General features: G+C 37.1%; 22 protein-coding genes and 1 pseudogene. 8 read left to right on the plus strand and 15 right to left on the minus strand.

Annotated features, from left to right (window positions below):
* Nucleotides 1-38: 38 nt before the first annotated feature.
* Nucleotides 39-1,754: pseudogene (locus tag IGM09_RS10155) on the minus strand (ABC transporter ATP-binding protein).
* Between the two features lie 327 nt (nt 1,755-2,081).
* Between IGM09_RS10155 and IGM09_RS10160 the strand changes: the two are divergent.
* Together IGM09_RS10160 and IGM09_RS10165 are read left to right on the plus strand one after the other, a co-directional pair.
* The gene (locus IGM09_RS10160) at nt 2,082-2,795 is read left to right on the plus strand and encodes an HAD family hydrolase (protein ID WP_002356474.1); all 714 of its coding nucleotides are present in this window, start codon (nt 2,082-2,084) and stop codon (nt 2,793-2,795) included.
* A 110-nt stretch (nt 2,796-2,905) separates the two neighbouring features.
* Nucleotides 2,906-4,050, plus strand: a protein-coding gene (locus IGM09_RS10165; RefSeq protein ID WP_113826046.1) for an IS3 family transposase whose coding sequence is annotated in 2 segments (ribosomal slippage) — nt 2,906-3,179 and nt 3,179-4,050 — 1,146 coding nt in all. Because the reading frame shifts where the segments join, the coding sequence is not laid out codon by codon here.
* A 65-nt stretch (nt 4,051-4,115) separates the two neighbouring features.
* Here IGM09_RS10165 and elrE read toward each other — a convergent pair.
* The 10 genes from elrE to IGM09_RS10215 all read right to left on the minus strand — a co-directional run bounded on the left by elrE (nt 4,116) and on the right by IGM09_RS10215 (nt 18,827).
* On the minus strand, nt 4,116-5,141 hold the full coding sequence (gene elrE, locus IGM09_RS10170) for a transmembrane protein ElrE (RefSeq protein WP_002376547.1): 1,026 nt from the start codon (nt 5,139-5,141) through the stop codon (nt 4,116-4,118).
* 74 nt (nt 5,142-5,215) lie between these two features.
* Nucleotides 5,216-5,992 (minus strand): WxL domain-containing protein ElrD, encoded by a 777-nt coding sequence (gene elrD, locus IGM09_RS10175; protein ID WP_002362542.1) that lies wholly within the window; start codon nt 5,990-5,992, stop codon nt 5,216-5,218.
* Between the two features lie 39 nt (nt 5,993-6,031).
* Entirely contained in the window at nt 6,032-6,814 is a 783-nt protein-coding gene (gene elrC / locus IGM09_RS10180) for a WxL domain-containing protein ElrC (RefSeq protein WP_002394120.1), read from the minus strand.
* Between the two features lies 1 nt (nt 6,815).
* Nucleotides 6,816-7,184: an LPXTG anchor domain-containing protein ElrB gene (gene elrB / locus IGM09_RS10185; protein WP_033625105.1), complete on the minus strand. Its 369-nt coding sequence runs from the start codon at nt 7,182-7,184 to the stop codon at nt 6,816-6,818.
* 3 nt (nt 7,185-7,187) lie between these two features.
* A complete protein-coding gene (gene elrA / locus IGM09_RS10190) occupies nt 7,188-9,359 on the minus strand; it encodes an enterococcal leucine-rich protein ElrA (RefSeq protein WP_033625106.1) in 2,172 nt (723 codons plus the stop codon).
* 189 nt (nt 9,360-9,548) lie between these two features.
* Nucleotides 9,549-10,454 (minus strand): Rgg family transcriptional regulator ElrR, encoded by a 906-nt coding sequence (gene elrR, locus IGM09_RS10195; protein ID WP_016627428.1) that lies wholly within the window; start codon nt 10,452-10,454, stop codon nt 9,549-9,551.
* Between the two features lie 67 nt (nt 10,455-10,521).
* Nucleotides 10,522-13,719, minus strand: a complete 3,198-nt coding sequence (locus tag IGM09_RS10200; protein ID WP_002362298.1) for a DEAD/DEAH box helicase — start codon at nt 13,717-13,719, stop codon at nt 10,522-10,524.
* A 19-nt stretch (nt 13,720-13,738) separates the two neighbouring features.
* The gene (locus tag IGM09_RS10205; protein WP_033625107.1) at nt 13,739-16,876 is read right to left on the minus strand and encodes an SbcC/MukB-like Walker B domain-containing protein; all 3,138 of its coding nucleotides are present in this window, start codon (nt 16,874-16,876) and stop codon (nt 13,739-13,741) included.
* Between the two features lie 4 nt (nt 16,877-16,880).
* The gene (locus IGM09_RS10210; protein WP_002408697.1) at nt 16,881-18,149 is read right to left on the minus strand and encodes an exonuclease SbcCD subunit D; all 1,269 of its coding nucleotides are present in this window, start codon (nt 18,147-18,149) and stop codon (nt 16,881-16,883) included.
* A gap of 51 nt (nt 18,150-18,200) precedes the next feature.
* Nucleotides 18,201-18,827, minus strand: a complete 627-nt coding sequence (locus IGM09_RS10215) for a lysophospholipid acyltransferase family protein (RefSeq protein WP_010816715.1) — start codon at nt 18,825-18,827, stop codon at nt 18,201-18,203.
* A gap of 188 nt (nt 18,828-19,015) precedes the next feature.
* On the opposite strand from IGM09_RS10215, the gene IGM09_RS10220 reads away from it, so the two are divergent.
* Together IGM09_RS10220 and IGM09_RS10225 are read left to right on the plus strand one after the other, a co-directional pair.
* The gene (locus IGM09_RS10220; protein WP_002356457.1) at nt 19,016-19,750 is read left to right on the plus strand and encodes a tRNA1(Val) (adenine(37)-N6)-methyltransferase; all 735 of its coding nucleotides are present in this window, start codon (nt 19,016-19,018) and stop codon (nt 19,748-19,750) included.
* Entirely contained in the window at nt 19,740-20,006 is a 267-nt protein-coding gene (locus tag IGM09_RS10225) for a GIY-YIG nuclease family protein (protein WP_010707201.1), read from the plus strand. Before IGM09_RS10220 ends, IGM09_RS10225 begins: the two co-directional genes overlap by 11 nt.
* A 66-nt stretch (nt 20,007-20,072) precedes the next feature.
* Here IGM09_RS10225 and IGM09_RS10230 read toward each other — a convergent pair whose 3' ends face one another.
* The 3 genes from IGM09_RS10230 to IGM09_RS10240 are packed head-to-tail and all read right to left on the minus strand — an operon-like array spanning nt 20,073 to nt 21,661.
* Complete coding sequence (locus IGM09_RS10230; protein ID WP_002356454.1) at nt 20,073-20,768, minus strand: 5'-methylthioadenosine/adenosylhomocysteine nucleosidase; 696 nt, start codon at nt 20,766-20,768, stop codon at nt 20,073-20,075.
* 15 nt (nt 20,769-20,783) lie between these two features.
* The gene (gene macP / locus IGM09_RS10235) at nt 20,784-21,080 is read right to left on the minus strand and encodes a cell wall synthase accessory phosphoprotein MacP (protein ID WP_002356451.1); all 297 of its coding nucleotides are present in this window, start codon (nt 21,078-21,080) and stop codon (nt 20,784-20,786) included.
* Nucleotides 21,077-21,661, minus strand: coding sequence for an NUDIX hydrolase (locus tag IGM09_RS10240; RefSeq protein WP_002356449.1), 585 nt, complete (start codon nt 21,659-21,661; stop codon nt 21,077-21,079). The genes macP and IGM09_RS10240 overlap by 4 nt, the downstream gene beginning before the upstream one ends.
* Before the next feature lie 402 nt (nt 21,662-22,063).
* Between IGM09_RS10240 and IGM09_RS10245 the strand changes: the two genes are divergently transcribed.
* From IGM09_RS10245 to IGM09_RS10260, 4 genes are all read left to right on the plus strand, one after another.
* Nucleotides 22,064-22,744, plus strand: a complete 681-nt coding sequence (locus IGM09_RS10245) for a 5-bromo-4-chloroindolyl phosphate hydrolysis family protein (protein WP_002356448.1) — start codon at nt 22,064-22,066, stop codon at nt 22,742-22,744.
* Nucleotides 22,745-22,763: 19 nt separating this feature from the next.
* Complete coding sequence (locus IGM09_RS10250) at nt 22,764-23,951, plus strand: toxic anion resistance protein (RefSeq protein WP_002356447.1); 1,188 nt, start codon at nt 22,764-22,766, stop codon at nt 23,949-23,951.
* 162 nt (nt 23,952-24,113) lie between these two features.
* On the plus strand, nt 24,114-24,935 hold the full coding sequence (locus IGM09_RS10255; RefSeq protein ID WP_002372290.1) for an NUDIX domain-containing protein: 822 nt from the start codon (nt 24,114-24,116) through the stop codon (nt 24,933-24,935).
* Nucleotides 24,936-24,951: 16 nt separating this feature from the next.
* The gene (locus IGM09_RS10260) at nt 24,952-25,476 is read left to right on the plus strand and encodes a GNAT family N-acetyltransferase (RefSeq protein WP_033625109.1); all 525 of its coding nucleotides are present in this window, start codon (nt 24,952-24,954) and stop codon (nt 25,474-25,476) included.
* A gap of 44 nt (nt 25,477-25,520) precedes the next feature.
* Here IGM09_RS10260 and IGM09_RS10265 read toward each other — a convergent pair whose 3' ends face one another.
* Nucleotides 25,521-26,006, minus strand: a complete 486-nt coding sequence (locus IGM09_RS10265) for a hypothetical protein (protein WP_002356444.1) — start codon at nt 26,004-26,006, stop codon at nt 25,521-25,523.
* Nucleotides 26,007-26,114: the final 108 nt, after the last annotated feature.

Raw genomic sequence — 26,114 nt, forward strand, 5'->3', positions numbered from 1 at the left:
ACATAATAAAAACCTGCGAAGTTTTATTCGCGGGTTTTTTATGTTCTAAATTGAGCATCGTACAAGCGACGATAGTGGCCTCTTTGCGCGTACAAAGTTTCATGTGTTCCATCTTCTAAAATTCCTTGGTCACTCACTACGATTATTCGATCAGCATGTTTAATCGTTGCCAGTCTGTGGGCAATAATTAATGTTGTTCGCCCGTCAGCTAACGAGTTTAATGACTCTTGAATCACTTGCTCTGTTTCTGTATCTAATGCAGAAGTCGCTTCATCTAGAATTAAAATCGGCGGGTTCTTCAAGAACATTCGCGCAATTGCCACTCGCTGCTTTTGACCGCCCGATAATTTCACGCCACGTTCGCCAATAATTGTGTCCAAGCCATCTGGCATTAGCTGAATTACATGTTCTAAATGTGCTAATTTCACCGCTTGTTGAATGTCTATTTCTGTAGCATTTAAATTCCCATAAGCAATATTTTCTCGTAATGTTCCAGGGAATAAAAACACATCTTGTTGAACAATTCCAATTTGCTTACGTAATGAAGCCAAGGTCATTTGCTGGATATTTCTACCGTCAATCGTAATTTCACCACTACTGACTTCATAAAAACGAGGCAACAGATTGCACAAGGTCGTTTTTCCTGAACCACTTTGGCCAACGAAAGCAACGGTTTCACCAGGTTGAATTTTTAAATTGATATGGTCTAAAACTTTTGTGCCATCTTCATAAGCAAATGAAACATCTTTATAGGCAATCGTTCCTTCTAAATGCGAAACAGCAACAGCTCCTGGCAAATCTTTGATGGACGGTTGTTTGTCCATTTCTTCCGTAAAACGTTTAAAACCAGCAAATCCTTTGGGATAACTTTCAATCATATTGTTGACTTTTTCAATCGGCTGAATAAAAATATTGGCTAATAAAATAAATCCTACAAACTGACCTTCTGTAATTTCTCCTTTAATTGTATAATACGCACCAAAAATTAATGAAAATAAATTTATCAGACGAATTAATAAGTAATTATAGGCGGAACTGACACCCATCACCTTATAAAAATATAATTTCGATTTTCGATACATTTGATTTAAATAATTAAACTGTTTTCGTTAAAATGGTTCATTTGCAAAAGATTGCGTGACACGTATCCCACTTACTGACGCTTCAATCCCAGCATTAAATTCACCTAAATTATCGTAAATATCCGTATTCGCTTTTGTCATTTTTTTATTAAAATAGCCTAGCGCAATCGTGATAAATGGCAATAAAATAAACGTAGCGATGGCTAATTTCACGTGAATGGTTAACATTAATAAAAAAGAACCTGCTAACGTCATAATCGTAATAAAGACGTCTTCTGGACCATGATGCGCCACTTCCGAAATTTCAAAAAGATCAGTGGTCAAACGGCTCATTAATTTCCCTGTTTTTTGATTATCATAATACTCAAACGGTTGTGTTTGCAGATGTTGATATAATTCTTCACGCATATCTGTTTCAATATTCACGCCTAACATATGACCAAAATAAACCACAATAAATTGTAAAAACGTATTGATTATATAAAATGCAAATAAGCCCGCACTAGCTAATGCAATGAGGCGAAAATCTCCTTTTGGCATAATCTTATCAATTACTTGGTTGACTGCTACTGGAAAAGCCAACTCTAACAGCCCCGCAAAAACGGCACACCCAAAATCCAAAATAAATAATCGACGATAAGGTCGATAATACCCAAAAAAACGCTTTAACATAACTCCCTAACTCTCCCCCTTCATTCTCATTCATTATACGGAAAAAGACTGTCTCTTGCAAAATTCTAACTTCTATCAGAACACGTGTTATTTAAGTAACTTTGACTCAAAATCATTTTCACAAACTTTTCATTATCAGAATATTTTTTCATTTATCGTTTCCATTTTTTCGGTAAAAATAACTATAATTGTCTTTTCCCGCAAGGCTTTGATTTCTGTACAAAACCTTGAAATACAGTGAAAAATACTCTATTTATTTGTGAAAATATCGGCTACAATATAACATATGAAAAGTTTTGTAAAAAAGTTAAGAGGTGCACTTGTTAAATGAGAACCATTGTTTTTGATGTTGATGACACGCTGTACGATCAGCAACAACCCTTTCGAAATGCGATGACTAAAATTTTCCCGAACGTTGCGACAGAGGATATGCATGAATTGTATCTTCGTTTTAGACACCACAGCGATGAAACGTTTCCGAAAGTTTTAGCCAATGAATGGTCCCTAGATTTCATGCGGTTTTTCCGGATGAATGAAACATTAAAGGATCTAAACTATCCAGGAATTTCACAAGAAGAAGGAAAAATTTTCCAACAAGTTTATGAAGAAGAATTGGATAATATTACGATGCATCCAGAAGTTACTAAGCTTCTTGATACTTTACAAGAAAAGGAAATTCCGATGGGGATTATTACAAATGGTCCAACAGACCATCAATTTAAAAAAGTTAAACAATTGAATCTTGAAAAATGGGTTCCAAGCCAAAATATCATTATTTCTCAAAGTACGGGTTTCCAAAAACCTGAAAAGGAAATTTTTGATTTAGCCTGTAATCAATTTTGTATGGAACCTGAACATACTTTATATGTTGGTGATAGTTATGACAATGATATTGTAGGCGCACGTAATGGTGGCTGGCATTCTCTTTGGTTTAACCACCGCTCTCGTGAACTACCAAGTTGCCAACCTGCATCACACCTTGCAGAAGTCACTTGTTTCACCGAACTTTGTCCGACTGTGGAGAAATTATTTAATCTTTAAAAAAAAAGCCGCTCTTCAAATGGAACTGACCCAATAAACTGAGACAAAATAAAAAAGCACCTCTTGTTGAATTCACGTTAAAATGAATTTAACTAGGGGGTGCTTTTTCAATGGGAAATCGAGTGTCTTATCCGATTCACATCAAAGAAATGGCTATACAGATGAAAAAAGAGAATATTCCTGTAAAAACGATTATGGCAGAATTAGGCATTAAAAACAAAACACAAATTGAAACATGGTGGCGTTGGTACCGTAATGGCGAGAATCATCGTCTGGTTCAACCCGTTGGAAAACAATATGCTTATGGAAAAGGTCCAGAAATTCTATCAAATGAACAACAGCTTAGAAATGAAAATAACTATTTAAAAATGCATATTGAGGTGCTAAAAAAGTACAAAGAATTGGAAAGGACGTGGAGCCAGAAATATTTGTAGAATTAGTTAAAAAAATGAAAGGAAAAATAACCATTACTGCATTGTGTCAACTTTTCGGCGTTTCGCGAGCTACTTATTATCGTTGGACTCATCGAAAAGACTTAGGAAAGTTAACACCTCTTGAAGAAGCCGTTCGTCGACTTTGCTTCCAGCATAAGTTTCGATATGGCTATCGAAAGATTACTGCGTTGATTAATCAGGAATACAAAGTAAACAAAAACACCGTACAAAAGATTATGCAGAAATATCATTGGAATTGTCGCGTGAAAATGAAGAAACGCAGTAAAGTGGGACAACCTTACACGGTTGTCGAGAACAAGCTAAATAGACAATTTTCTTCAGACGCTCCTTTAAAGAAATTGGTAACAGATATTACTTATCTGCCTTTTGGTCAAAAGCAATTGTATTTGTCTTCAATTATGGATTTATACAATGGTGAAATTATTGCCTATACCATCGGTGATAAGCAAGATACGGCTTTTGTTCTGGATACACTTGATCAATTGCCCCAAACAACGGATTGTCTATTGCATAGTGATCAGGGCTCTGTTTATACTTCTTTTGACTACCAGAATCAAATAAAAGCAAAAGGCATTACCATGAGTATGTCCCGCAAAGGGACACCTTCAGATAATGCCTGCATCGAATCGTTTCATGCCTCACTAAAGTCTGAAACGTTCTACTTAGATGGGCTCACAAGTGAACCTACATCTATTGTAATAGAAATTGTAAAAAAATACATTACTTATTATAATGAAAGTCGAATTCAACAAAAACTAGACTACCAATCGCCGATAGACTATCGGAAATCAGCAGTCTAGGAAAATGCTTTTTTATTCCTGTCTCACAATCTTAGGTCAGTTCCAAATTGAAGAACGGCTTTTTTTTATTTATTTTTTTGTTTTTTCAGACGTAAAATGATGAACAGGCAGATTATCAGTAAAAGGATCAATAAACCGATTAAGAGATAAATAAGTTTAGATTCCGTTTTTTTGACGGTTACATCTTTCTCATTAAATGTTTTTGCTTCCTCTTTTGAGATCGTAAATTCTTTCGTAAATTGCCATTTTTTTCCTGAGCCTTCCACAGTCATTGCCAATACATACGTCCCAGCTTCCATTTCATTTTCTTCATAAGGAATAGGGAAATTAAAAATTGAATTGGGCGCCATTTGCATATCTTCTTGTTCTTTCTCTAAAATAACGTTATTTGTTTTCTTATTTTTAACATTTGCCGTTACTTTCATTGATTGAAGATAGGCTGCTTCATGGTTTAGCAGTGTTGCAGAAATAACACTACGCGCATTTCTTTGCGTCGGTTCAACTTTCTCTAAAGACAATTCAGGTTGTACAACTGTTTCATTTTCTCGAAGTAAAACAGCTACTGTATAGGCATAGCGATTTTCAATTGCTAAGCCGTTTGTATTTTCTTTTTGCTTGTCTTTCGTTTCATCGACTTTTTCACTAAACGTGATCCCGCCCGCTAGTTGCCCTGAAAACTCTTCTTTAGGCATCTTCACTCGCAATTCAACTACTTTTTCACTTTTAGCAGGCAATTCAACACTCTCACCGCCGTCTTTCAGTTGAATGATTTCTGATAAATCTGCTGGTGCAGATTTATCTAAAGCTGTCAACGACTCACCATATTCAATCACTCCGTTGCTGTTTGTTGTGGCCGACTTCACACTAACATCAATCACTAAATTTTCATCTGTACTATTGGCCGCTCGAACTTTCAAAATTTGTTCTTGGTCTGGTTTCATCATTAAATCAAAATATGTTTTTGTTTTATCTATTTGGTTTTCTGGAATTTCTGTTTCAACACTAAATCGTAATTCTGCTGCTGAGGTTTCAATCCCAAAAGCAAAGAAATAAAAACTTAGGATCATCAGAATAAAATATCTATTTTTCATTTCGCTCTACACTCCATTTCTATGTAAAGGAGAAAGGCTGAGTTCCCCTCTTCCTTTCTCCAAAAAGGCTCTTTTTATACTGGCGTATTAGCTAATGTCCAAGTAATTGTTGTTTTGTAGGCATCGTTTAATTTAACTGATTTACCTGGCACTTTTAATTGAACATCTTTCATTACTTGACGGCCGTCAACTTCAGCAATTGAACTAGCATTGCCGTATAAGTATGACCATTTCCCAGCGCCTTGATCTGTTGCGGCTACCATCACGTTATGACTTTCACCCACTGTACCAAAAGTTACGCTCGCTAAACTTGTTGGTGCAGCGCTTTGTCCTGCTGTCACAGCTGAAGCATTTTGAAAGACAATTTCAGTTCCTTCAAGCGTCTGACCTTTTGTAGCAGAAGTAAATGCAGAATTTTGTTTTGCAGATAAAGTCCAGCCTTCTAAAGTTCCACGATTATCTGTAATTTGAGCAAATAATGGACCCGTTTTTTCAACATTATTTTTATCTTTTAAAACTTGTGCTGATGCAAAATAGATTTCATCTTTTGTGCTGATGATATTTTCACCAAAGTTTAAACTTGAAGCATAGTCCAAGGTTAAGGGGCCTGTAGAACCTTCATCAACTGGTTTGTCAGGATTTACTGGGTCGATAGGTGTCACAGGATCTTTGCCGTCTTTGTCTTCTGGATCCACTACAGGATTTTTGCTGTTGGGATCTTTTTCATCTGGTGCTTTAAATTTTACAATAGCATCTGTGTCGCGATTAGCCACTTCCTCTGCTTGAACTGGTAGTGTGCCTACCGCGATGGTTGCTAAAATTAAGCTGCTTGCGATGGTCATTTTTTTCATGTTAGTGCTCCTTCTCTTCTATTGTTATAGTTTCAATAATTATACGCTTGGTAAATCAGCGATTGTCCATGTTAAAACAGTTTTGTATTGAACAGCATCTTTTGGTGTTGCTCCTGGTACAGTTAATGTGATCGCTGTATTTTTATCTACGCTTTCACCGTCAACTTCCACTTTTTCAATCCCACCGAACGCACTAAGCCAAGTTCCAGAACCTTGACCTTCAGCGGCAGACATCACATTTGATGAATCGCCAGCTACTAAAGTTACTTCATGCGCAGTTGGTGTGACTGCTTTGGAATTAGACACTGCTTTGTTTTGACTTAATTTAATTTCTGAACCGTCTAAAACTTTATTTAATGTTTCTTTTGTCGCTGTTAATTGTGTTTCTTGTTTAACTGTTAAGGCCCAACCGGCATTCGTTCCGCGTTTGTCGGAAATTTGTACATAATTTGGTTTAGGATTAGTCAAATCAGGACCAGAACCGTCTGCCAAGAAAAAGTATTGTGGATTTGCATAATATTTTTCATCTTTATTTGAAATTTTATTTTTGCCAAAGTCTAAACTAGAAGCATAATCGATACTTAGTGGACCAGTTGTTCCTTCATTTGGCTTATTACCAGTGTCTGGTGTCGTTGGGTCAAAGGGTTCAACAGGTTTTTCGGTATCTGGATTCACTGGATCGACAGGTTTGTTGATAGAGGTATCCGGCGTAAATTCTACGATGGCATTTGATTCATAGTTTTTTTCTTCTGCATTCACTTCTGGTGCAATAGCCACGCCTAAAGTGATAGCTGGGATTGTTGCTAAGATAATTTTTTTCATTTTATTGTTCCTTCTTTCTTTTTTTTAAAATAAAACTAGCCAAAAAGATGACTATTATTCCGAGATAATTAAACATTTGTTGCTGTTTAATACCAGTTCGAGGTAAGAAGCCTGAGCCTTTTTGATCAACCGTTTTACTTGTTGAATGCTTCAATGATTCTCCACTCACTGCTGGTATTGCTTCCGACTGCTTGGGGAAACGCTGTGGTATCTTACCATCTGGTTTTTCTTTGTTGGCTGGTGGCTCATACTCGCCATAAAAAGAAACTTCTGCATTTGTCGGATAGGCATTTGTTTCAGCAAATACATCAACTGATGAAATCAATCCTAATAGCAATACACCGCTAACTATTTTTTTGATAAGACTCACCCCCTATTTTGCACTGCCATCAGGTACGTCCATCAAGTGCCAAGTTAGTTTTGCTTCGTATTCTTCTGCTTTGGCCGTCCCTCCAGGAACAGATAATAACAACTCTTGGTCATTTTCTTTCCATTGATCAGAAATATTTGTTTCTTGATGTCCATTGACTTGGTTGTGAACAAGAATCGATTGGCCTTCTGGAATGTCCTGTAAGCGATGGTTGGTTCTAAATTTTAAAATATTCGGCAACGTAGCACCTGATTCAGATTTGAAATCAGAAGTAACGGTTAGTGCAAGCGACCAATTATTCCCCGTTTGACGAGTATCCCGTATCACTAATGGTTGATCCATGGAAACAATTGGATATTGGGTCGTGCTACTAGCGATTTGCAGCTCATTCCCAAAGGAAATCGCTGTGGGTACCGTTTTGAACCTGACAGAGCCAACCACAGTGACTGTTAGCGCTAATTCATCAATCTTGTAGCCTTTATCATAGACTTCCACGACCAACTGCTGTTTTCCATAAGTTAGTTCTGGTAATAACAAGGCTTTTTCCTTAAATGTTTTAGAATTAGTGGTTGTTTCATCTGCTAATTTCTGGATTTCTTGGCCCTCTTTTTTGACAATAAATTGTAATCTATTCCCAGCATCGACATCTTGCCAATAAAAAGGCAGGGCTGTTTTTTGAAAGTCATCAATATCGATTGTTTTTTCCATCGACTTTTCTATACGCTCTTTTGACCAAGATAGTTTCGTTTCACTTAAGAAAACTTCTTTGACAGGTTGGACGACTGTTCCAGAAAAGTTCCCTAAGTATGCTTTATCTGTTGATTCCCAGATGTAAGAAACGCCTTCATGAGCTTTGGGTAAATCCCATTCAAACAGTCCTTTTGTAGCATCGTAACTTCCATAAGGGCTAATCGTCAGCGGTGGAAATAGTTGACCATCACGAGATACCACCTTATTTTTTAATTGCAGTGGTTTCCCAGCAATATAATCGACAGAAGATAAGATAATCATTTGATTAGATACATCTAGCCCTGTAATGGCCGTTAAGCCTTTTAACGGACTGATATCTGAAATTTGATTTTCTCCCACATCTAAAACTGTTAGATTGAGTGTTTTCTCTAACGGTGCCAAGGAAGAAATTTGATTGTTTCTTGCATACAGTACACGCAGATTAGGAACAGTGCTTAAAGCTTCCAGACTAGCAATCGTTTGATTCATAATACTCAACTCTTCTAGACGTGGCTTATTCGCCAAGGGCGCAATTGTTTTTAATTGATTATTTTCCACATAAAGACGGAGTAGGTTATTTGCTTCCGTAAGCCCATCTAAAGTAGCAATCTGATTATTGGCAGCCCAAATGGTTTCTAAATTACGAAGAGAACGAAGCGGGTCGAAGGAAGTCACTCGATTATTCGGCGTGATTTTTGACGGATGATCTGTCGTATTTTGGATACTTAAATTTTTTAAAGCAGCCATTCCTTCAAGTCCATTTAATGTCGTTAATTGATTGTTCTCAACATACAAGCCTTCTAAATTAATTAATCCTGCTTGACCTAACGGACTAAGATCAGCTATTTTATTGTTTCTCATATATAAAAAACGTAATAGCTTAAATTCACCTTTAGCAAAAGGACTCAAATCTGTTACATTGAGTGAATCTTGAAAAGATAATTCTTCTAAGTTTCTTAGGTATTGAACTCCTTCCACATTAGAAACAACGACATTTTCTAAAATAACTTTATTCAGTTTATCCAATTCTGCTTGGGTGACAGTATTAGAGGTCCGAGATTTGCTTAACTGTTTTCTGATATTTTCCGCAAAGGCTGGATCAGGAAATAGTGTACTGATAGGCGTCGCTTTATCTAAGACAGCACCTGCGTATAATTGGGGCATCATCAGTTGTGCTTCCGTTATCGCTAGTGCTTCATTTGGCGGCTCTTCACTTGTTTCAACAGTCGTTAACTCTTCTGATTGGGGAATCTCCGAACTACTGGTTGCTGAATTTTGCTCTTCTGCCGATGAAGTTTCTGGAATCTTTTCTTCTGAAACAGATGAAACATTTTCTTCACTGGAGGATGCGATTGTTTCGGTCGTTTCGGCGAAAGTTGTTACAGGAAGTAATAAACTATTAGCCAAAAGTAAGGCACTAACTGCGGAGATGCACATTTTTTTCATAAACTTCACCTCCTGATATTTTCTTAATTATAGTGAATATCAACTGAAAATAGGTTCAATTACGACAAACTGTCCAAATTAATTTGTATAGACAAGACAAAGAGCGCCAAATAGGGTTTTCTACCCCTATTTGGCGCTCTTTGTCGCTAAACACAACCAGAATGTATTATGACAAATTCTCAATTATGCCTAGTTTTCTTTTATTTCTTTTAAACTATCCTCTATTTTTTCCAATTGCCCAGCAAAAAATTCTTGTTTGGCTTTTGGTAAAAACAATGTGATAGATAAGAGGATTTGTTCTTTAAAGATTGACCAATCTGCGAATATTTCTTCATTGGTTAAAATCAATTCTATTTTTTCTGCTATTTTTTTCCAGAGGATCATTCGCCAGTTATTTTCACCCACTTCATATTCTTTAAACATACTTAATACATGAAGAATATGGGGAACATTTTGGCTGACAATCGCCGCAAATAAAAAATCAATAATTACTTGCTCGATAATTTCTAGCGAGCGAATATCAATAATTTCCCGCTCATTGACAGATTGTAGTACACGAAAAAGTAACGAAGTTGGAAACGGCTGCAAGCCAACATTTTTTTGTAATGCTAAAAATTTCAAATTAAAAATAGTATACACATCGGCATTAATTAATCGTTCCAGAATCTGATTTTCTAATGCAATAATCTCTTCTTTTGTCACAACTGTTTGAGGGTTAAAAAGATATTCCAACGCCAACATCGAATACATTACTTCTTGCTTTCCTAAAGCAAAAGACGATTTATCATAATACGCTCGATAATCTGCAACGATTCGACTACTTTCTTGAAAATTTTTACTAAAGATTGCTTGATTAAACTGCTCCTTAGCTAAAACTGTTTTGGACATTGGCGTTAATTTTTCTGTCATTTCCATCGGCGAAATAGACAAGATTTCGACAATAATAGCTAAATCCGAAATACGTAATTCACTATTTCCTTGGACAAAGCGTTGATAACTTCGACTAGAAACACCATTTTCATCAAAGACACGCAGAGGAATATTTTTCCCTTTACGAATCCGTTCAATTTCTTCACCTAGCGGCCGATATTCCATATATTCTTTTTGTTTCAAACGAATTACTCCATTTCTCTTTAAATAAGATAGCAACTAAGTTGAACGGCTATTCTCCAATGCTTAAAATTGTGCGAATATCTTCTTCCGTCATTTTCGCTAATTGCTCTTCATTTCCTTGAATCACTTTTTGGAACAGCTCGCGTTTCTCTTGCTGTAAGGAATTCATTTTTTCTTCAACCGTTCCTTCTGCAATCATCCGCCACACTTCAACAACCTTTTTTTGTCCCATGCGGTGCGCCCGACCAGCCGCTTGTTCTTCGACTGCGGGATTCCACCATAAATCGTATAAAATAACTGTATCTGCACCAGTTAAATTTAGTCCGGTTCCCCCTGCTTTCAATGAAATTAAGAAGACATCTTTTTCTCCTTCATTGAAGGCATTCGCCATCGTTAACCGATCTTGAGGCTTCGTACTTCCTCGTAAATAGAACGTCTCTAAACCTAATTCATTCAATTCTTTTTCTAAGATAGAAAGCATACTTGTGAACTGAGAAAATAATAGGACACGACGATTGTTTTCTTTGGCAGCCACTAAAAAGTCTTTGACTTGTTCCACTTTGCCAGAACCTCCCGTGTAATCCTCAATAAACAAACGCGGATCGCAACAGATTTGTCGTAAACGGGTCAAGCCTGCTAAAATACTCATGCGATTTTTCTTGAAGGTCGCCTGATCCATTTGACTAACATCTGCTTGCATTTGTTTTAGATAGGCCAAATAAACCGTTTTTTGTTCTTCTGTTAAGACACTGTACATATTATTTTCAATTTTTTCTGGTAAGTCTGCAAGCACCGTTTTCTTGTCTCGTCGTAAAATGAATGGTTGAATCATTTTGGCAATTTCTTCCGGCTTAATTTCTCGAAAGGCTTTTTTGCCTGGGAACAATCCCGGTAAGATCATTTGGAAAATTGACCACAATTCATCTAAATTATTTTCAATTGGTGTGCCACTTAATGCAAAACGTTGTGGTACTTTTAAACTTTTTAAGGCTTGCGCCGTTTTAGTCCCACTATTTTTAACCATTTGGGCCTCATCTAGAATCAAATAGCCGACACGCATTTCCTGATAAAGCTGAACATCTTGTCGCATACTTGCATAAGAAGTAATCAGAATATCTTCGGTGCTATTTTGTAAAAGCGCTGCTCGTTCTTGGCGATTGCCAGAAACCACTTGAACATTTAAGGTTGGCGCAAAACGTTTGACTTCGGCTAACCAGTTATAGGTTAAACTTGCAGGAGCGACAATCAAAGCTGTCCCTTTCAAGCGCTCTTCTTCTTTTTCCGAAAGTAAATAGGTAATGGTTTGCAGTGTCTTCCCTAAACCCATTTCATCAGCTAAAATACCGCCAAATTGATAATGGCTAAGCATTTTCAGCCATTTATACCCTGTTTCTTGGTAATGGCGTAACGTTGCTTGTAAGGTTTTGGGGACTTGCGCTTCAAAGTTTTCTGGATGCGTTAAATCCGTGACCATTTTTTTAAAGGAATCTGAAAAATGTGCTCGCTCGTTGTCTTCTAATAAACTTTCGATCATGAGGCCTTGGTTTTTGGGCACATGAATGACATTGTCTTCTTGATGCATATTTTTTCGCAGCTTCGTTAAAATTGCACTTGTATGGAAAAATTCCTCTGAGTCAAAAGCAAGAATTTCACCACTTTTCAACGTATAAAAAGCATCATTACGTAGCAGACTAGTCAATACTGCATCGATTTCGGTTTCATCAATGCCAGTGACATCAAACCGAATATCTAACCAAGAATCCCCTTCCGCAACTTCAATCGTTGGTTGATGATGCTGGGCATCTAAATACAATTCCCGTAATTTCCGTCCCATCCGAACTTCTCCTAATTGACGGAAAGCTGGAACCTCGGCTTTAAAGAAATAATACAAGGACTCTCCAGCAGGTAAGACTTTTTCAAAGCCTGTGGTTGTTTGCTGATAGGCAAACTGTTGAAATTGTTGCTTAATTGCTGTTTCTTTTGCTTTATCTCGAACGATTTCTTGATTGACTTCAGGTAATTGAGCATATTTCGGGTTTGTCGAGAAAATGACTTCTCCATAGTGATAGTCAATTCGAGCATTAATCCGACCTTTAATTTTCTTAAAAATAAAGACTGCTTTTAAAGGATGATGGACGACTAATTCTTCAACTGATTCTTCAACAGACACTCGACCAATTTTTTCCAATAATGGTAACACTTCACTAAATAAATCAGAAACTGTTTCTTTTTCATAAATAATTGACGGCTCTTCCAAGCGTTTCATTAATTGAAGTAACGTGGTGTAGATGGCTTCCTGCTCTTCTGTTAGTAAATAAACCGTTTGATCCGCAATCGCCCAGTGATAGTGGGCTAGAAACGTTGTAATAGGATTCTGAATAGTTAATTTGAAGCTTTGTTCCTCGGTTTTTTGCACTGTAAACGTAAGTGGCAAACTGGTTTCTTTGAACGTTAGATAGCGATACTTATGAGTTTGATTGGTCAATATAAACTGACCCGTTCGATTCATTTTTTCAACTAACGATTGACTGCGATCAATTGGTAATAATAGATAACGTTTGTCGATTTTCCCTTTAACTTGAATACCGTTTGCACCTAATAATTGGCTGGTATGATAAATTGCCGCAAGTTCTGTTAAAATTTCTTGAATCTCCATTGAAAAAGAATCATGTAGCAAAGTAAATTGGTGTTGTTTATTCACCATAAAGGTCATTTCTTTTTCATATGCTTGTAAAAAATCACCAATATTTTTCACAATATATGTTTTAGGTTTGGTCCCTTCCAAACCAATTTTTAAAGAAAGACCAATCGTTGATAATTCTGGATAGTAATTATTCGTTTCAATCACATCTAAATGAAATTCTAAACGTAAAGGCTGCAAGGGAACTTCGGCAGAAGCTTTGCTTAATTTGGCAAAGCCTTTGGTAAACATTTCAGCTGTTGATCGATTTGTTTTCTCAAAACTGACTGTTTGATTCGCTTGAATAATTCTTGACACGCCTCGTTGTTTCAGTGCCAGTTCAACTGCCACTGTATGCTTGCAATAGCCATGTTCCATCCAATATTGACATTCACAAACATCTTGTTCTTTGGCGGTACCATCCAATTCAACAAGATAAAGTTCTTCCCCTAAAACCTCAGACAACCAGATCCTTTTTTCTGGATTTTGAACGATAGATAAGACCCGGCCTTCTTGCATATATTCGCGCCCTTGTTCAACGATTCGCTCTGGAATACTCCATTTCATCGACTCACCTCCTCTTCTACTAAGCTAGCTGATAGTGAACGGTACTTTGACCATTCCCATTGCTTTTTATTTGTAATTGTTGTGGAATTCGTGCTTTTAATTCGCCAATATGACTAATAATCCCAATCATGCGGCCTTCATTTTCAATCGTTTCTAACGCCTCCATTGCCATTTCCAATGCTTCTTCATCTAAGGAACCAAAGCCTTCATCAATAAACAACGCATCAATTAAGACTCCGCCTGCTTGTTCTTGAATCACTTCTGCTAAAGAAAGTGCCAAAGCTAACGCTGCTATAAAACTTTCCCCGCCTGATAACGTGTGAGCGCTGCGCACCGTCCCTGAATTGTCATCATAAATATTGATTTCTAGCCCCGTTTGATTCCGATAACTACCTGCTTCGTGATTCAATTCAAATTGATAACGACTATTGGTCAGGCGGTCTAAACGCTGATTAGCGACTGTCAGCACTCTTTCTAAATACGTTTGTAACATATACCGTTCAAAACTAATTTTTTTAGGATTATTGCCATTCACCGTATCTGCCAATTGTTGTAGTGCAGCAACTTCCTCAAACTTGTCTTCAATTGTTGTTCTTTGCGCATTAATTTCTTGAACCAACTGTTGGTTGTTCAGCATTTTTTCATGCAGTTGATAGTATTTTTTTTCTTGTTCTTCAATTTGTTGTGTTATTTGTTCAATTTCTGTGGTGATTAAAGATAATTCTGGGAACGTATCACTAGATAATTTTTTTTCAATTTCAGCGAGTTGGATAGTCAGTTGGGTTTGCTCTTGTTCAAATAAAGCAATTTGTTCTTGCTGACTTTCTAGTGTCGGTACCTCTTTCAACCACTCCGTCAATTGGTCCTCTGTCACTCCTTGTTCCGTTAAAACTGCGTTTAACTGACTCTCAAGTTGTGCGACTGTTTGTTGAAGTGTTTGTTGTTCTTTCTCCAAATGCGTCAACGTACTTTCAAGGATCATTTCTTCTTTCTTCAAGGTTTCTCCTTGTGTCGTCACGTTTTCTTTTTGACGTTCAAATGCAGAGAGTTCTTCTTGAAGCAAAGCTTGTCGTTTAGTCATTTCTTCGTATGTGACGGTTGCATCCAATAATTGGCTAGCAATCATTTGCTGCTGGATAGTGATTCTTTCCAGACTTTGTTGCATTGTTTCTACTTGTTGTCGGAGCACTTCAAAGCGTTGGGAATTTTCAGCTACTTGTTCTTCTAGTTCCGCCAGACGGTCCTTTTCGACTGAAATTTCCGTTAGTTTTTGTGCTATTTGTTGTTTTTCTTTAGCTAATTGCGACTCAACTTCCGCAATTTCTGCAGGTGTTACTTGTGAAAAAGTTAGTCCTGTTAACGGCAACTGCAAGTCAGCAAACTGCGCTGCTAATTGTTCTTGTTCCTCAGTATACGCAGCTTCCTGTTCTTGTAATTGGCTTTCTTTCTGTTGCTTTTCCGCCCCTAATGCAGAGAGCGTTTCAGTAAATCGTTGAACCGTTTTTTCAACTTCCGTTAATTCCCGTTCCGCTTGATCAATCTCTTCTAAGGAAACTTCTTGATGAGTTTGTTGTTTTGGATGTTCTAAAGAGCCACAAACTGGGCAAGGTTCCCCCTCTTCAAGTAACAAGCTTAATCGTTGGATTTGTAAAGAGGCCCATTGACTTTTCTTTGTCTGCAACTTCGCTTCTTCGGCGCTTTTTTGTTGCTGTTCAACAGCAAACCGTTGTGTCAACTCGTGCAATTCCCCTTGGTTTTGACTAATTTTTTGCCAAGCTTTTTGATTTTTTTGCCAACGTTCTACAAAATTTTGCCAATGATCTGCTACACTAGAACATTCAAAATTTGCTTTTTCAAGTGTTCCTTCTTGTTCAATAAATTGTTTGGCTGTCGCCACTTTATCCGCTAATGTTGTTTTTTCCTGTTGGCAAGATTCATACTCTTTTTGAATGGCTTGATAATTGGCTTGTTCTGCTATTTTTCGTTGAGCTAACTGTTCATATTCTTGGTATTGTGGTAATTGACGTTGAATCGTTTGAAGACGTTCTTGTTTTTCAGCAATCAATGGTTGTTGTTCTTCCAACTCACTCATGATTGCTTGCCAATCTGTCAATGCTTGTTGCGTTTCCATAAGAGCTTGTTGTTTAGACTTTGTTTCTTGCTCTTTTTGTTGTTTTTCGCTTCGTTTTTCAAAGACTTTTTCAGCTAAAGATTGCTGTTTTTGGCTCCATTTTAATTGCTGAATCTGTTCCTTTAACCGTTCAATGACGGTTTCCTGTTCAGCTTGTTTTGCTTTCTTTTCCAGTAATTCTTCTTTTTGCTGTTGCAAGTTTTGCCGTTCTTCAATAGCATAACGAACTTGCTCTTTTGCTTGTTTGGCTTGTTTTAAGGTTGTAATTTGTTCTCTTTCAACTAATAGTTGTTGCTGAGCCTCTTGTTGTTGGCTTTCTAATAATTGAAGTTTTTCAAAAAGTGTCATTGTCGGTTCAGGTTCTTCTGACCAATGCAACTGTTCTGTTTTCAGTTCAATTTTTTGCTGGGTTTCTTGAATCTCTTGATTGGCAATTTTTAAGCGTTCTTTTAAATTTTCGCTGAACAACTGATACAATTCTGTTCCGAATAAATTACGCAAAACCTTTTCTTTTTCATCACTTTTAGCAATTAAAAAAGTCCGAAACTCTCCTTGTGGTAACAATACAATTTGAGCAAATTGATTGGCATTCAAATGCAATAATTCTTGAATGAGTTCGTCCACTTCACGTCTTTTAGAATAGGCTCGTAGTTCTTTCCCTTGAGCATCTTTGACAATTAAAGAAATTTTGGCACTTTGTTTACGGACTCCTGTGCCACGTTTTTTAAAAAGTTCTTGTTCGGGAAGTCGGTTCAGTTCATAGAGAAACTCGTTATGTTTAAAAAGCAAAGTAACTTCAGTGGCTTCTGAGGGGTCAGCAAATGTGGAACGCATTTCTTTGCCTAAACGTAATTTTCCAGAACTTTCACCAAACAAAGCATAGCTCATTCCATCAAAAATCGTTGTTTTCCCAGATCCTGTTTTTCCACTAATTAGAAAAAGTGAAGAATCTTCAAACTTCGTAAAATCAATGGTTTCATTAATATACGGTCCGAAGTTTTTCAATGTTAAAGATAATGGTTTCATCCTATTACTTCCCTCTTTCTAATTGATTAAGTGTACTCAGTTCTTCTTGGACCCATTGTGCTTGTTGTTCTGTCAGGGCCTCTCCTGTCACATCGTTAAAAAAGTCATGCAAATGTTCTTCAGGTGAGCGTTGTTCTATTTGTACCATTTTTTTCTGATTTCCGCTGCTTGTTTCTCGACCATTCAAACGTTCCAGCCCAATAATTTTGGGGTAAATTTTTCGCAATTGATTCATCATGTTGGGAATGATCGCTCGGTCGGTTAATTGGACATGTAAATAATTTTCCCGATTCACTTCTTGATAAAAAGCGGGATCCGTTAACTGCTGAAACGAGCCCGTCAATTGTTGAATGTCTCGCAATGGTTTCAAAGCACGGAATTGAAAATGAACTTCAGCTTCTGTTTCAACAAGCCAAACACCCTTTTCTTGTGTCATTTCTGATAAAGAAAATTTTACAGGCGAGCCACTGTATCGAGCATTAGGTGCCTGCAACGCATTTTTTCCATGTAAGTGGCCCAACGCGACGTAATCAAAAGGCTCTAACAAAGCCGTCGGAACAACATCCAAACCACCCACTGTTAATTTTGTTTCAGAATCAGTTTTTTCACTGCCAGCGACAAAAAAATGACTAACTAACACCTGTTTTTTGTTGGGAAGAAAAGATTCCTGCATTTTCGCGACAACTTTTTCCATCGCCGCCTGAATCGTTCGAATCGTTTCATCTTCAAAATATAAGCGAGCCGCAATCGGTTCAAAATAAGGCAACAAATAAAATTGGGTATTGTCGATTTCAATTGGTTGAAAGGCTTGTTCTAAACGCGTATTCAAATGAAATTGCGTTTGGTTAAACCAAGGGCCTCCTGTTTCTAAACGAGTGCTGCTATCATGGTTTCCCGAAATAGCTAACACGGGGAAATGCTCTTTGAGATTCATTTGAATCATCATTTCATTAAAAATCTCGACTGCTTCAACTGCTGGAACAGAGCGATCATACAAATCTCCAGCGATCACAACAGCATCCACTTGCTCTTCTTTCGCAATTGCTAAGATTTGTTTAAAGGCTTCCCTTTGTTCTGCCAACAAATCAAAACCATGTAATTTTTTGCCAATATGCCAATCTGCTGTATGTAAAAATTTCATTTTTTCACCGCCTAAAAAAGTCCTTCTTATTATTATAACAAATTTCTGGTATTTTTTAAGAAAATCGGACAGAAGAATTAGATTTTTAACAAACTTTTTTCTTAACACAAGAAAAAAGACAGGGAGCATCATCTTTTGACGAGACTACCTGCCAGTAACATTTCTATTCTGTAGCGGTTTGTTTTATTCTTTTTCTGTTGAATCATACTTAAAAGTTGGATCAATTTCTTTATCTAACTGATCAAATGCTTCTTGCATCCGACGTTCCACTTCAGCTAAACCGTCTTTATCCATTTTTTTAATATCGCTAATATCGATTGGCTCCCCAAAACGAACCGTTACTTTTTTACGTTTAAACAACTCTTTTAAAGTTAACGGACCTTGATAAACAGATGGCACGATAGGTACTCGCCCCATTTTAGCAATCAAGGCTACCCCACCTTTTAATTCTGAGGAATGACGCGTGCCACTAGGGAACATAATCAAACTTAAATCAGAATTTTTTAAAATTTTGACAGGTGTTTTAATCGCGCTGGGACCGGGCTTCTCACGATCCACCGGAAACGCATTCGCATGTTTTAAAATGAAACGTAAAACAGGATTTTTAAACAACTCTTTTTTTGCCATAAAGCTAAACTTCTTAGGACTGCCAGCAACAGCTAAATACAGCGGTTCCCACCATGTTCGATGCGGCGCAACTAAGACATAGTTTTGGTCTTTTGGTAATTTTTCTTTATTTTCATAATGTGCATTTCCATTAATCACAAATAAAATGACGCGAACCACGCCACGCATAAATGTAAAAAACATAATTTTCTTCCTTTCTTCTCTCCGCTTTCTAGTATGCCGAAAGCTCTACCTTTTGACAAGCTTTTTTTACGTCTATCAATCAGAGAAATAACATGTCCCTACTAATCTAGGGAACAGATTTTGTCATACGGGTTTAAAAGTAGTATAATACATGAACAATCAGATGAAAAGTTGGAGGTTCTTAATCTATGTTATTATCCGGCGAACGGATTGATCAATTATATGCGGATGATATTCAAATTATTCAAAGCAAAGAAGTCTTTTCTTTTTCCATTGATGCAGTCTTATTGGCTAATTTTCCGCAACTACCAAAAAAAGGCAAGATTGTCGATTTGTGTGCTGGCAATGGCGCGGTCGGCCTCTTCGTTAGTCGGAAAACAGCTGCAAAGATCGACCAAATCGAATTACAACCTCGTTTGGCAGATATGGGTCAACGAAGTATTCTATTAAATAAATTGGAAAAACAAGTAACGATGTATGAACGTGATTTAAAACAAGCGACAGAGGTCATCAAAAAAGATTCTGTTGATTTAGTACTATGTAACCCCCCATACTTTAAAGAACGACCAACTAGCCAAAAAAATCCAAACCCGCATTTAGCGATTGCCCGTCATGAAATTCACACGTCTCTTCAAGAAGTGGTCACTGTGTCGGCGGATTTATTAAAAACAAATGGTCGCCTCGCAATGGTTCATCGTCCTGATCGTTTCCTGGATATTTTACATGCCATGGAAAACGCCAATATTGCGCCGAAAAAAGCTCGGTTTGTTTATCCGAAGCCAGGCAAAGAAGCCAATGTTTTACTAATTGAAGGCATTAAACAAGGCAAAAAAGACGGTTTTCGTGTGTTACCACCTCTTTTTACATACAATGAAAAGAACGAATACGAAGCTGAAATGAAGGCTATGCTGTATGGAGAATAAGAAATCCCATTATTTTTATGTTTTACTTTGCCAAGATGGTTCCTTTTACGGTGGCTATACAACTGAGCCAGAACGTCGATTAACCGAACATAATAGCGGAACTGGTGCAAAATATACTCGATTAGCCAAACGACGGCCAGTCGAAATGATTCATACAGAGAAATTTGAAACACGTAGCGCGGCCACCAAAGCCGAAGCCGCCTTTAAAAAATTAACGCGCAAACAAAAAGAACAGTATTTAAAAACTTTCCATTAAGTGACAATAAGCAAAAAGAAACAGCCATCATTTCATTGATGAAATGATGGCTGTTTCTTTCTCTTTTTAAACTAAGTTTTCGACAAAATGAATAACCATTTCGGCTGATTTTTTCCCAGCTTCATCGATGAATTCGTCAAAGCTTTGAGTTGCTTCGCCATCTGCTGTATCACTCATTGCCCGTACAACTAAGAATGGAATATTGAACTGTGAAGCGGCTTGGCCAATTGCTGCGCCTTCCATTTCACAAGCTAAGGCTTCAGGAAACTCTTTCTTAATTTTGGCAATTTTCTCAGCGCTGTCCACAAAAGTATCTCCAGTAACAATCAATCCTTTACGAATAGCTAAACCAGTTTTTTCAGCAGCTTTCGCAATTTCCATCCGCAAGTATTCACTTGTTTCAAAATACAAAGGCACACCACCAGGCAATTGTCCATAGGCATAACCAAAACCAGTGACATCAACATCAAAGTAAGCTAATTTGTCCGCAATGACTAAATCGCCGACTTTTAGTCCTTCACCGATACCACCAGCAGAACCGGTATTAATCACCATATTTACGCCATATTGATGAATCAATAAAGTCGTGGTCACAGCTGAGGCCACTTTACCAATTCCTGAACGAACCACAATCACCTCATGTCTTCCTAACGAACCAGAAACAAATAAAGCGCCTGCTCGTTCCCATGACATCGTGTCTGTCAATTTTTCTTTTAGAATTTTGACCTCTTGATCCATTGCTCCAATAATTCCAATTTTCATAGTGATTCCTCTTTTCTATAAATTCAAAACGATATATGCCACAACGGCTAATAAAATCGCTACAATAATAATTGCCTTGTTTAACCAAGTACTCCGTTCTCGACGCTTCGAGTATTCTCCTACTCGTGACTTGTTGATTGGTTTTTGTTTTTTCTTTTCTTTACGATAAAACGTCGAAATTTCTTTTTCTTTTCGCTTATACGCTTTTTCCGCCAGCTTCTGCTCTTCTTGCTGACGACGTTCCGCTTCTTTTTCTTCTGCTTCTCTGCGTTTGCGAAGCTCTGTCCGAGTGACTAACGGACCTTTGCTCATTGCGTGTCCTCCTTAAACTGTCTCTGCAGTAAATACAATTCCCAGTATTGTATAGCAAAAAGTGTTTTGGCATCACAAATCGTGCCTTTTGCCACCTCTGCTTTGGCTTCAGCTATTGTTAGCTCGTAAAGTTCCAAGATTTCATCTTCATCTTGAGGACGCGGATTTTCGACTTTCTGCAAATCCGTTGCCAAATAGAGAGCCAATTTTTCATTAGCAAATCCTGGTGACAGATACATTGAATTTATGTAGGTAAGCTGACCTGCACGATACCCAGTTTCTTCTTCTAATTCCCGCATAGCCGTCGTTTCCAGTTGATTTTCTTCTCCAGGATCAATTTTTCCCGCCGGAATTTCTAAAATTACTTGTTCCAAGGGTTTTCTAAATTGTTTAACTAAGACGATTTTTCCTTCTGCGGTTAACGGAATCATAGCTACTGCGCCTGAATGAAAAACCAATTCGCGTTTAGCAGTGCCGCCTGTCGGTAAAGCCACGTCATCCAAAAAAACATCAATAATCTTTCCTTTAAAAATTTCTCGACGTTGAAGTGTTTTTTCTTCGAAGTCCTCATAATTTAACATATCTTTCACCAACCTTTCTTGTTTATCATACCCTAAAATGATAAAAATCGCACCCCTTCTTCTCTAGTTAAACCCTTTTCAAAGAAAAAAATTTATTGCTTTAGAAAAAAATTACATTTTCGAAAAAAAATAGACATAAAAAATTCACAACTTCCTTGTATTATTTAAGCATACCAACAAACAACCCTAACAAAACACTTTTTCATTTTTAACTCCTTTCCCGTCCTACCCCCAATTAGGACGGGTCTTTTTTTGCGTTTTATACTTTTTTTCTTAGGATTTCACTAAATCATAAAATACATCTTCCGCTGTATGTCTTTTCTCTCACAGAGTATGCTAAAATAACTATTGTAACGAGAGCTGACTCTTTCGAGGATTAGATAGATAGGAGGAACTATATAAATGAACAAATTAAATACAAAATTACTGATTGGCTATATTCTTTTAGGAGCCTTAATCATTGCTGTCGCTAGAGAATATGGCTTCTTCGCTTTTGTGATTCTGGTAGGCTTTTTAGTATTCGTTCTCTATCGAAAAAAGAAAAATGCCGCCGACAAGAGCGATCAAATGCCTTACTTAACAAAAGATAAAGAAGCCCATTATCGTGAGTTGGGGTTATCTCCACAAGAAATTGATTTTTTCAGAAGTACAATGAGCACAGCCAAAAAACAAATCATACAATTACAAGAAAACATGAATCGTTCAACTAAATTACGGGCGATTGACTTACGTAATGATACTACGAAGGTTTCTAAAGCTCTGTTTAAAGAGTTAGTGAAAGAACCTAAAAAGTTACACTTAGCCAATCACTTTCTCTATACACATTTACCAAATATCGTTGACTTAACAAGTAAGCATTTAGAAATCGAACAACATGAAGTAAAAAACAAACAAACGTATGAAAAATTAGAAGAAAGCGCACAAATCATTGACCAATTGTCAAAATTAGTTAAAAATGATTATGAGGAAATCGTTTCCGATGACTTAGACGATTTAGATGTCGAAATGTCGATCGCTAAAAGCAGCTTGTCGCAAAAAGCTGCAACTGAGGAATCACCTCAAGTAAACGAAGACCAGCAATAATCATTAGGGAGGAAAAAAAATGACTGAGCAACAACCCAAAGAAACAACATCTGTAACCAATACATTGGACGATTTATTAAGTAATCCATTTTCATCAATGGATGAACTAACACCAACGCAACAAAATGAACTATCTGAGTTAAAAGAACAGCAAGCAGCTCCTCGTTTAATTGATAAATTACCACAAGAACGTCAAGCCCAAGCAAAAGAGTTAGCTTCAAAAATTGACGTCCAAGATTCACAAGCAGTAATTACCTATGGTTCAAATGCCCAAATCAAACTCGGCGAATTTTCGCAAGCGATGTTAAACCACGTTCAAGCACAAGACATTGGTCCTGTTGGTGATTCACTGACCGATTTAATGTTTCGTTTAAATGAAGCCAATCCCAATGAATTACGTGCTGGCGAAGGCAACTTTATTCAAAAAATGTTAGGTAAAGTCAAACAATCCGTTTACGAAATTACCGCCAAATATCAAAAAATTGGTGCGCAAATTGACAAAATTGCTGTCAAATTAACCCATGAAAAAGATGGTCTTTTAAAAGATAATGCCATGTTAGATCAATTGTATCAAAAAAATAAAGATTATTTTGATGCCTTAAACATCTATATTGCCGCTGGGGAATTAAAAGCAGAAGAACTACGGACGCAAATTATTCCTGAAGCCATGAAAAAAGCGGAAGAATCTGGAGATCAAATGGATGTTCAAATTGTTAATGATTATAACCAATTCCTAGACCGTTTAGAAAAAAGAACCCATGATTTACGCTTGGCTCGTCAAATTACGATTCAACAAGCCCCACAAATTCGTTTAATCCAAAATACTAACCAAGCTTTGGCTGAGAAAATTCAATCATCGGTGAATACGGCGATTCCGTTATGGAAAAACCAAGTAGTCATCGCCTTGACCTTACTCCGTCAAAAAGATGCTGTGACTGCTCAACGTCAAGTCTCTGAAACCACCAATGACTTACTGAAGAAAAATTCAGAAATGCTAAAAATTTCTGCAATTGAAACAGCAAAAGAAAACGAACGTGGCCTAGTCGATATTGAAACATTACAAAAAACACAAAATGATTTAATTGAAACTATCCAAGAAACATTACGTATTCAACAAGAAGGAAAAGAAAAACGCCAAGCTGCCGAGATCGAACTTGGCCATATGGAAGAAGATTTGAAAAATAAATTATTAGAATTAACACAATAAACACTGTCTAGAACAAACTTCTTATAGTACAAACCTGGGACAAAAATCACTTTGGATTTTTGTCCCAGGCTTGCTTTTCTTTTTACGCTTGAATATTGTATTTCAGCCACTTAATGATACAATAAAAGAAAACCATGTTTCTTTTTGAAAGGAGGAGCAATTGTGCCACAATTTGCTTCTAAAGCGGAAGAAAAAAATTATTATGAACGCCAAGCTAGCTTAGAAGAGTTTTTAACTTGGTATCATCAACAAGAATTACCTGAATATGAAAAACCCTCTTTAACCGTTGATATGGTTCTTCTTTGTTACAACAAGGAAGCCGATCAATTGAAAGTCTTACTGATTCAACGTAAAGGTCACCCCTTTAGAAACTCATGGGCGCTTCCTGGCGGTTTTGTTAATCGTAACGAATCTACTGAAGATAGTGTTTTAAGAGAAACAAAAGAGGAAACTGGTGTGGTGATTTCTCAAGAAAATATTGAACAATTACACAGCTTTAGTCGCCCAGATCGTGATCCTCGTGGCTGGGTCGTGACAGTCAGCTATTTAGCTTTTATTGGTGAAGAACCTTTAATTGCTGGCGACGATGCCAAAGAAGTCCACTGGTTCAATCTTGAACGGCATGGTCAACATATCACGTTATCTCATGAAGATGTGGAAATTACTTTAGACTTGAAAACAGCGGCCTCTCTTGGTAAAGATACATTAGCCTTCGACCATAGTGAAATTATAATTAAGGCGTTTAATCGTGTTGTTGATAAAATGGAACATGAACCGCAAGTGCTTCAAGTCTTAGGAAAAGATTTCACCATTACGGAAGCCCGTAAAGTTTTTGCGAAGTTCCTCGGCGTTGATTATCGTAGCATTGACCATTCAAATTTTAAAAAAGCCATGACACAATATTTTGAAGAGTTAGGTGAACGTCCCGTTGGCATTGGCCGCCCTTCAAAAATTTACCAATTGAAAACAACAACAGGTTTCTAAGAGGAGGGAATATTTTTTGACTGTTTACTTAAGAAAAGCAGAACCTTCTGATTTGCCTGACATCCTTGCTATCATTGAAGATGGACGCCGCACCTTACAAAAAAGTGGCATTCCCCAATGGCAAAACGGCGATGGCCCGAATCAAGAAATTTTAGCAAAAGATATCGACCAGCAAACTTGCTATATTTTAATGGTTGAGGATACCTTGGCAGGCGTTGGTGTTTTATGTTCGGAGATTGATCCTGCTTATGAAGCGATTTTTAATGGTTCTTGGCAACCTCATTCTCAAGCTACGTATACAGCAATTCATCGTGTTGCTCTAAAAAGTTTCTTTCAAGGTCAAGGACTGGCTTTGGTGCTTTTGCGCTCACTGGTTACAGCCGCTCGTTTGCAAGGTGCTACTGATATTCGAATTGATACACATCCACAAAATCTCGCTATGCAGCACCTGATTAAAAAAGCTGGCTTTGTTTATCAAGGTGACGTGATTTTAGATGTTAACGATGGCGAACGTTATGCTTATCAGATGATATTGAAATAAAAAAGTTAGGGATAACTGCCAGATTGACAGCTATCCCTAACTTTTTACATCTTATGAACACTATGAGCGCTTTGAATGCCCTCACAGGCTTCTTTACAAGCTTGATTAATTAATAAATAAGAGGATTCTTTTTGGCGGATTCCTAATTGATATTTCAATTCATCTGTCACTTGGCAAGATTCACTTAATGCCTCTAACCAGAAAAATACTCCTTCTTTATACGTATCTAATCCTTCTAGCAAGATTTTCGTTGCTTCTTTATCATAATACGGCTCTAAATTTTTACGAAACATCATTTCTTCTGTAAAAAAACGATTCACATTATTTCGGCAAAACATATAAGTGTCACGGCCTCTCCGATGTGCAGCCTGATTACAACCGTATTCTTGAACTTCTTTAGAGATGGCTTTGAAAATTTCGTTGTATACTTCAATTCTTTGCATAATTGACAAAATGGTATCTGTATAACTAAACATAACTCCTTGCTCCCTTCCCCTTCTAAGTAACAAAAATTTGCTTGTTACTTTCATTATAAAGGGAATGTTGGGTTTATATCAAATGATACGCTGTTTCCTTGCTAAAATCCTTCGTTTTTTCCTTAGAAGAATAATAAGTAAGCGGATTATTTAATCTGTTAT

It is taken from the genome of Enterococcus sp. DIV0167, from assembly GCF_050541555.1.
Lineage (GTDB): Bacteria > Bacillota > Bacilli > Lactobacillales > Enterococcaceae > Enterococcus > Enterococcus faecalis.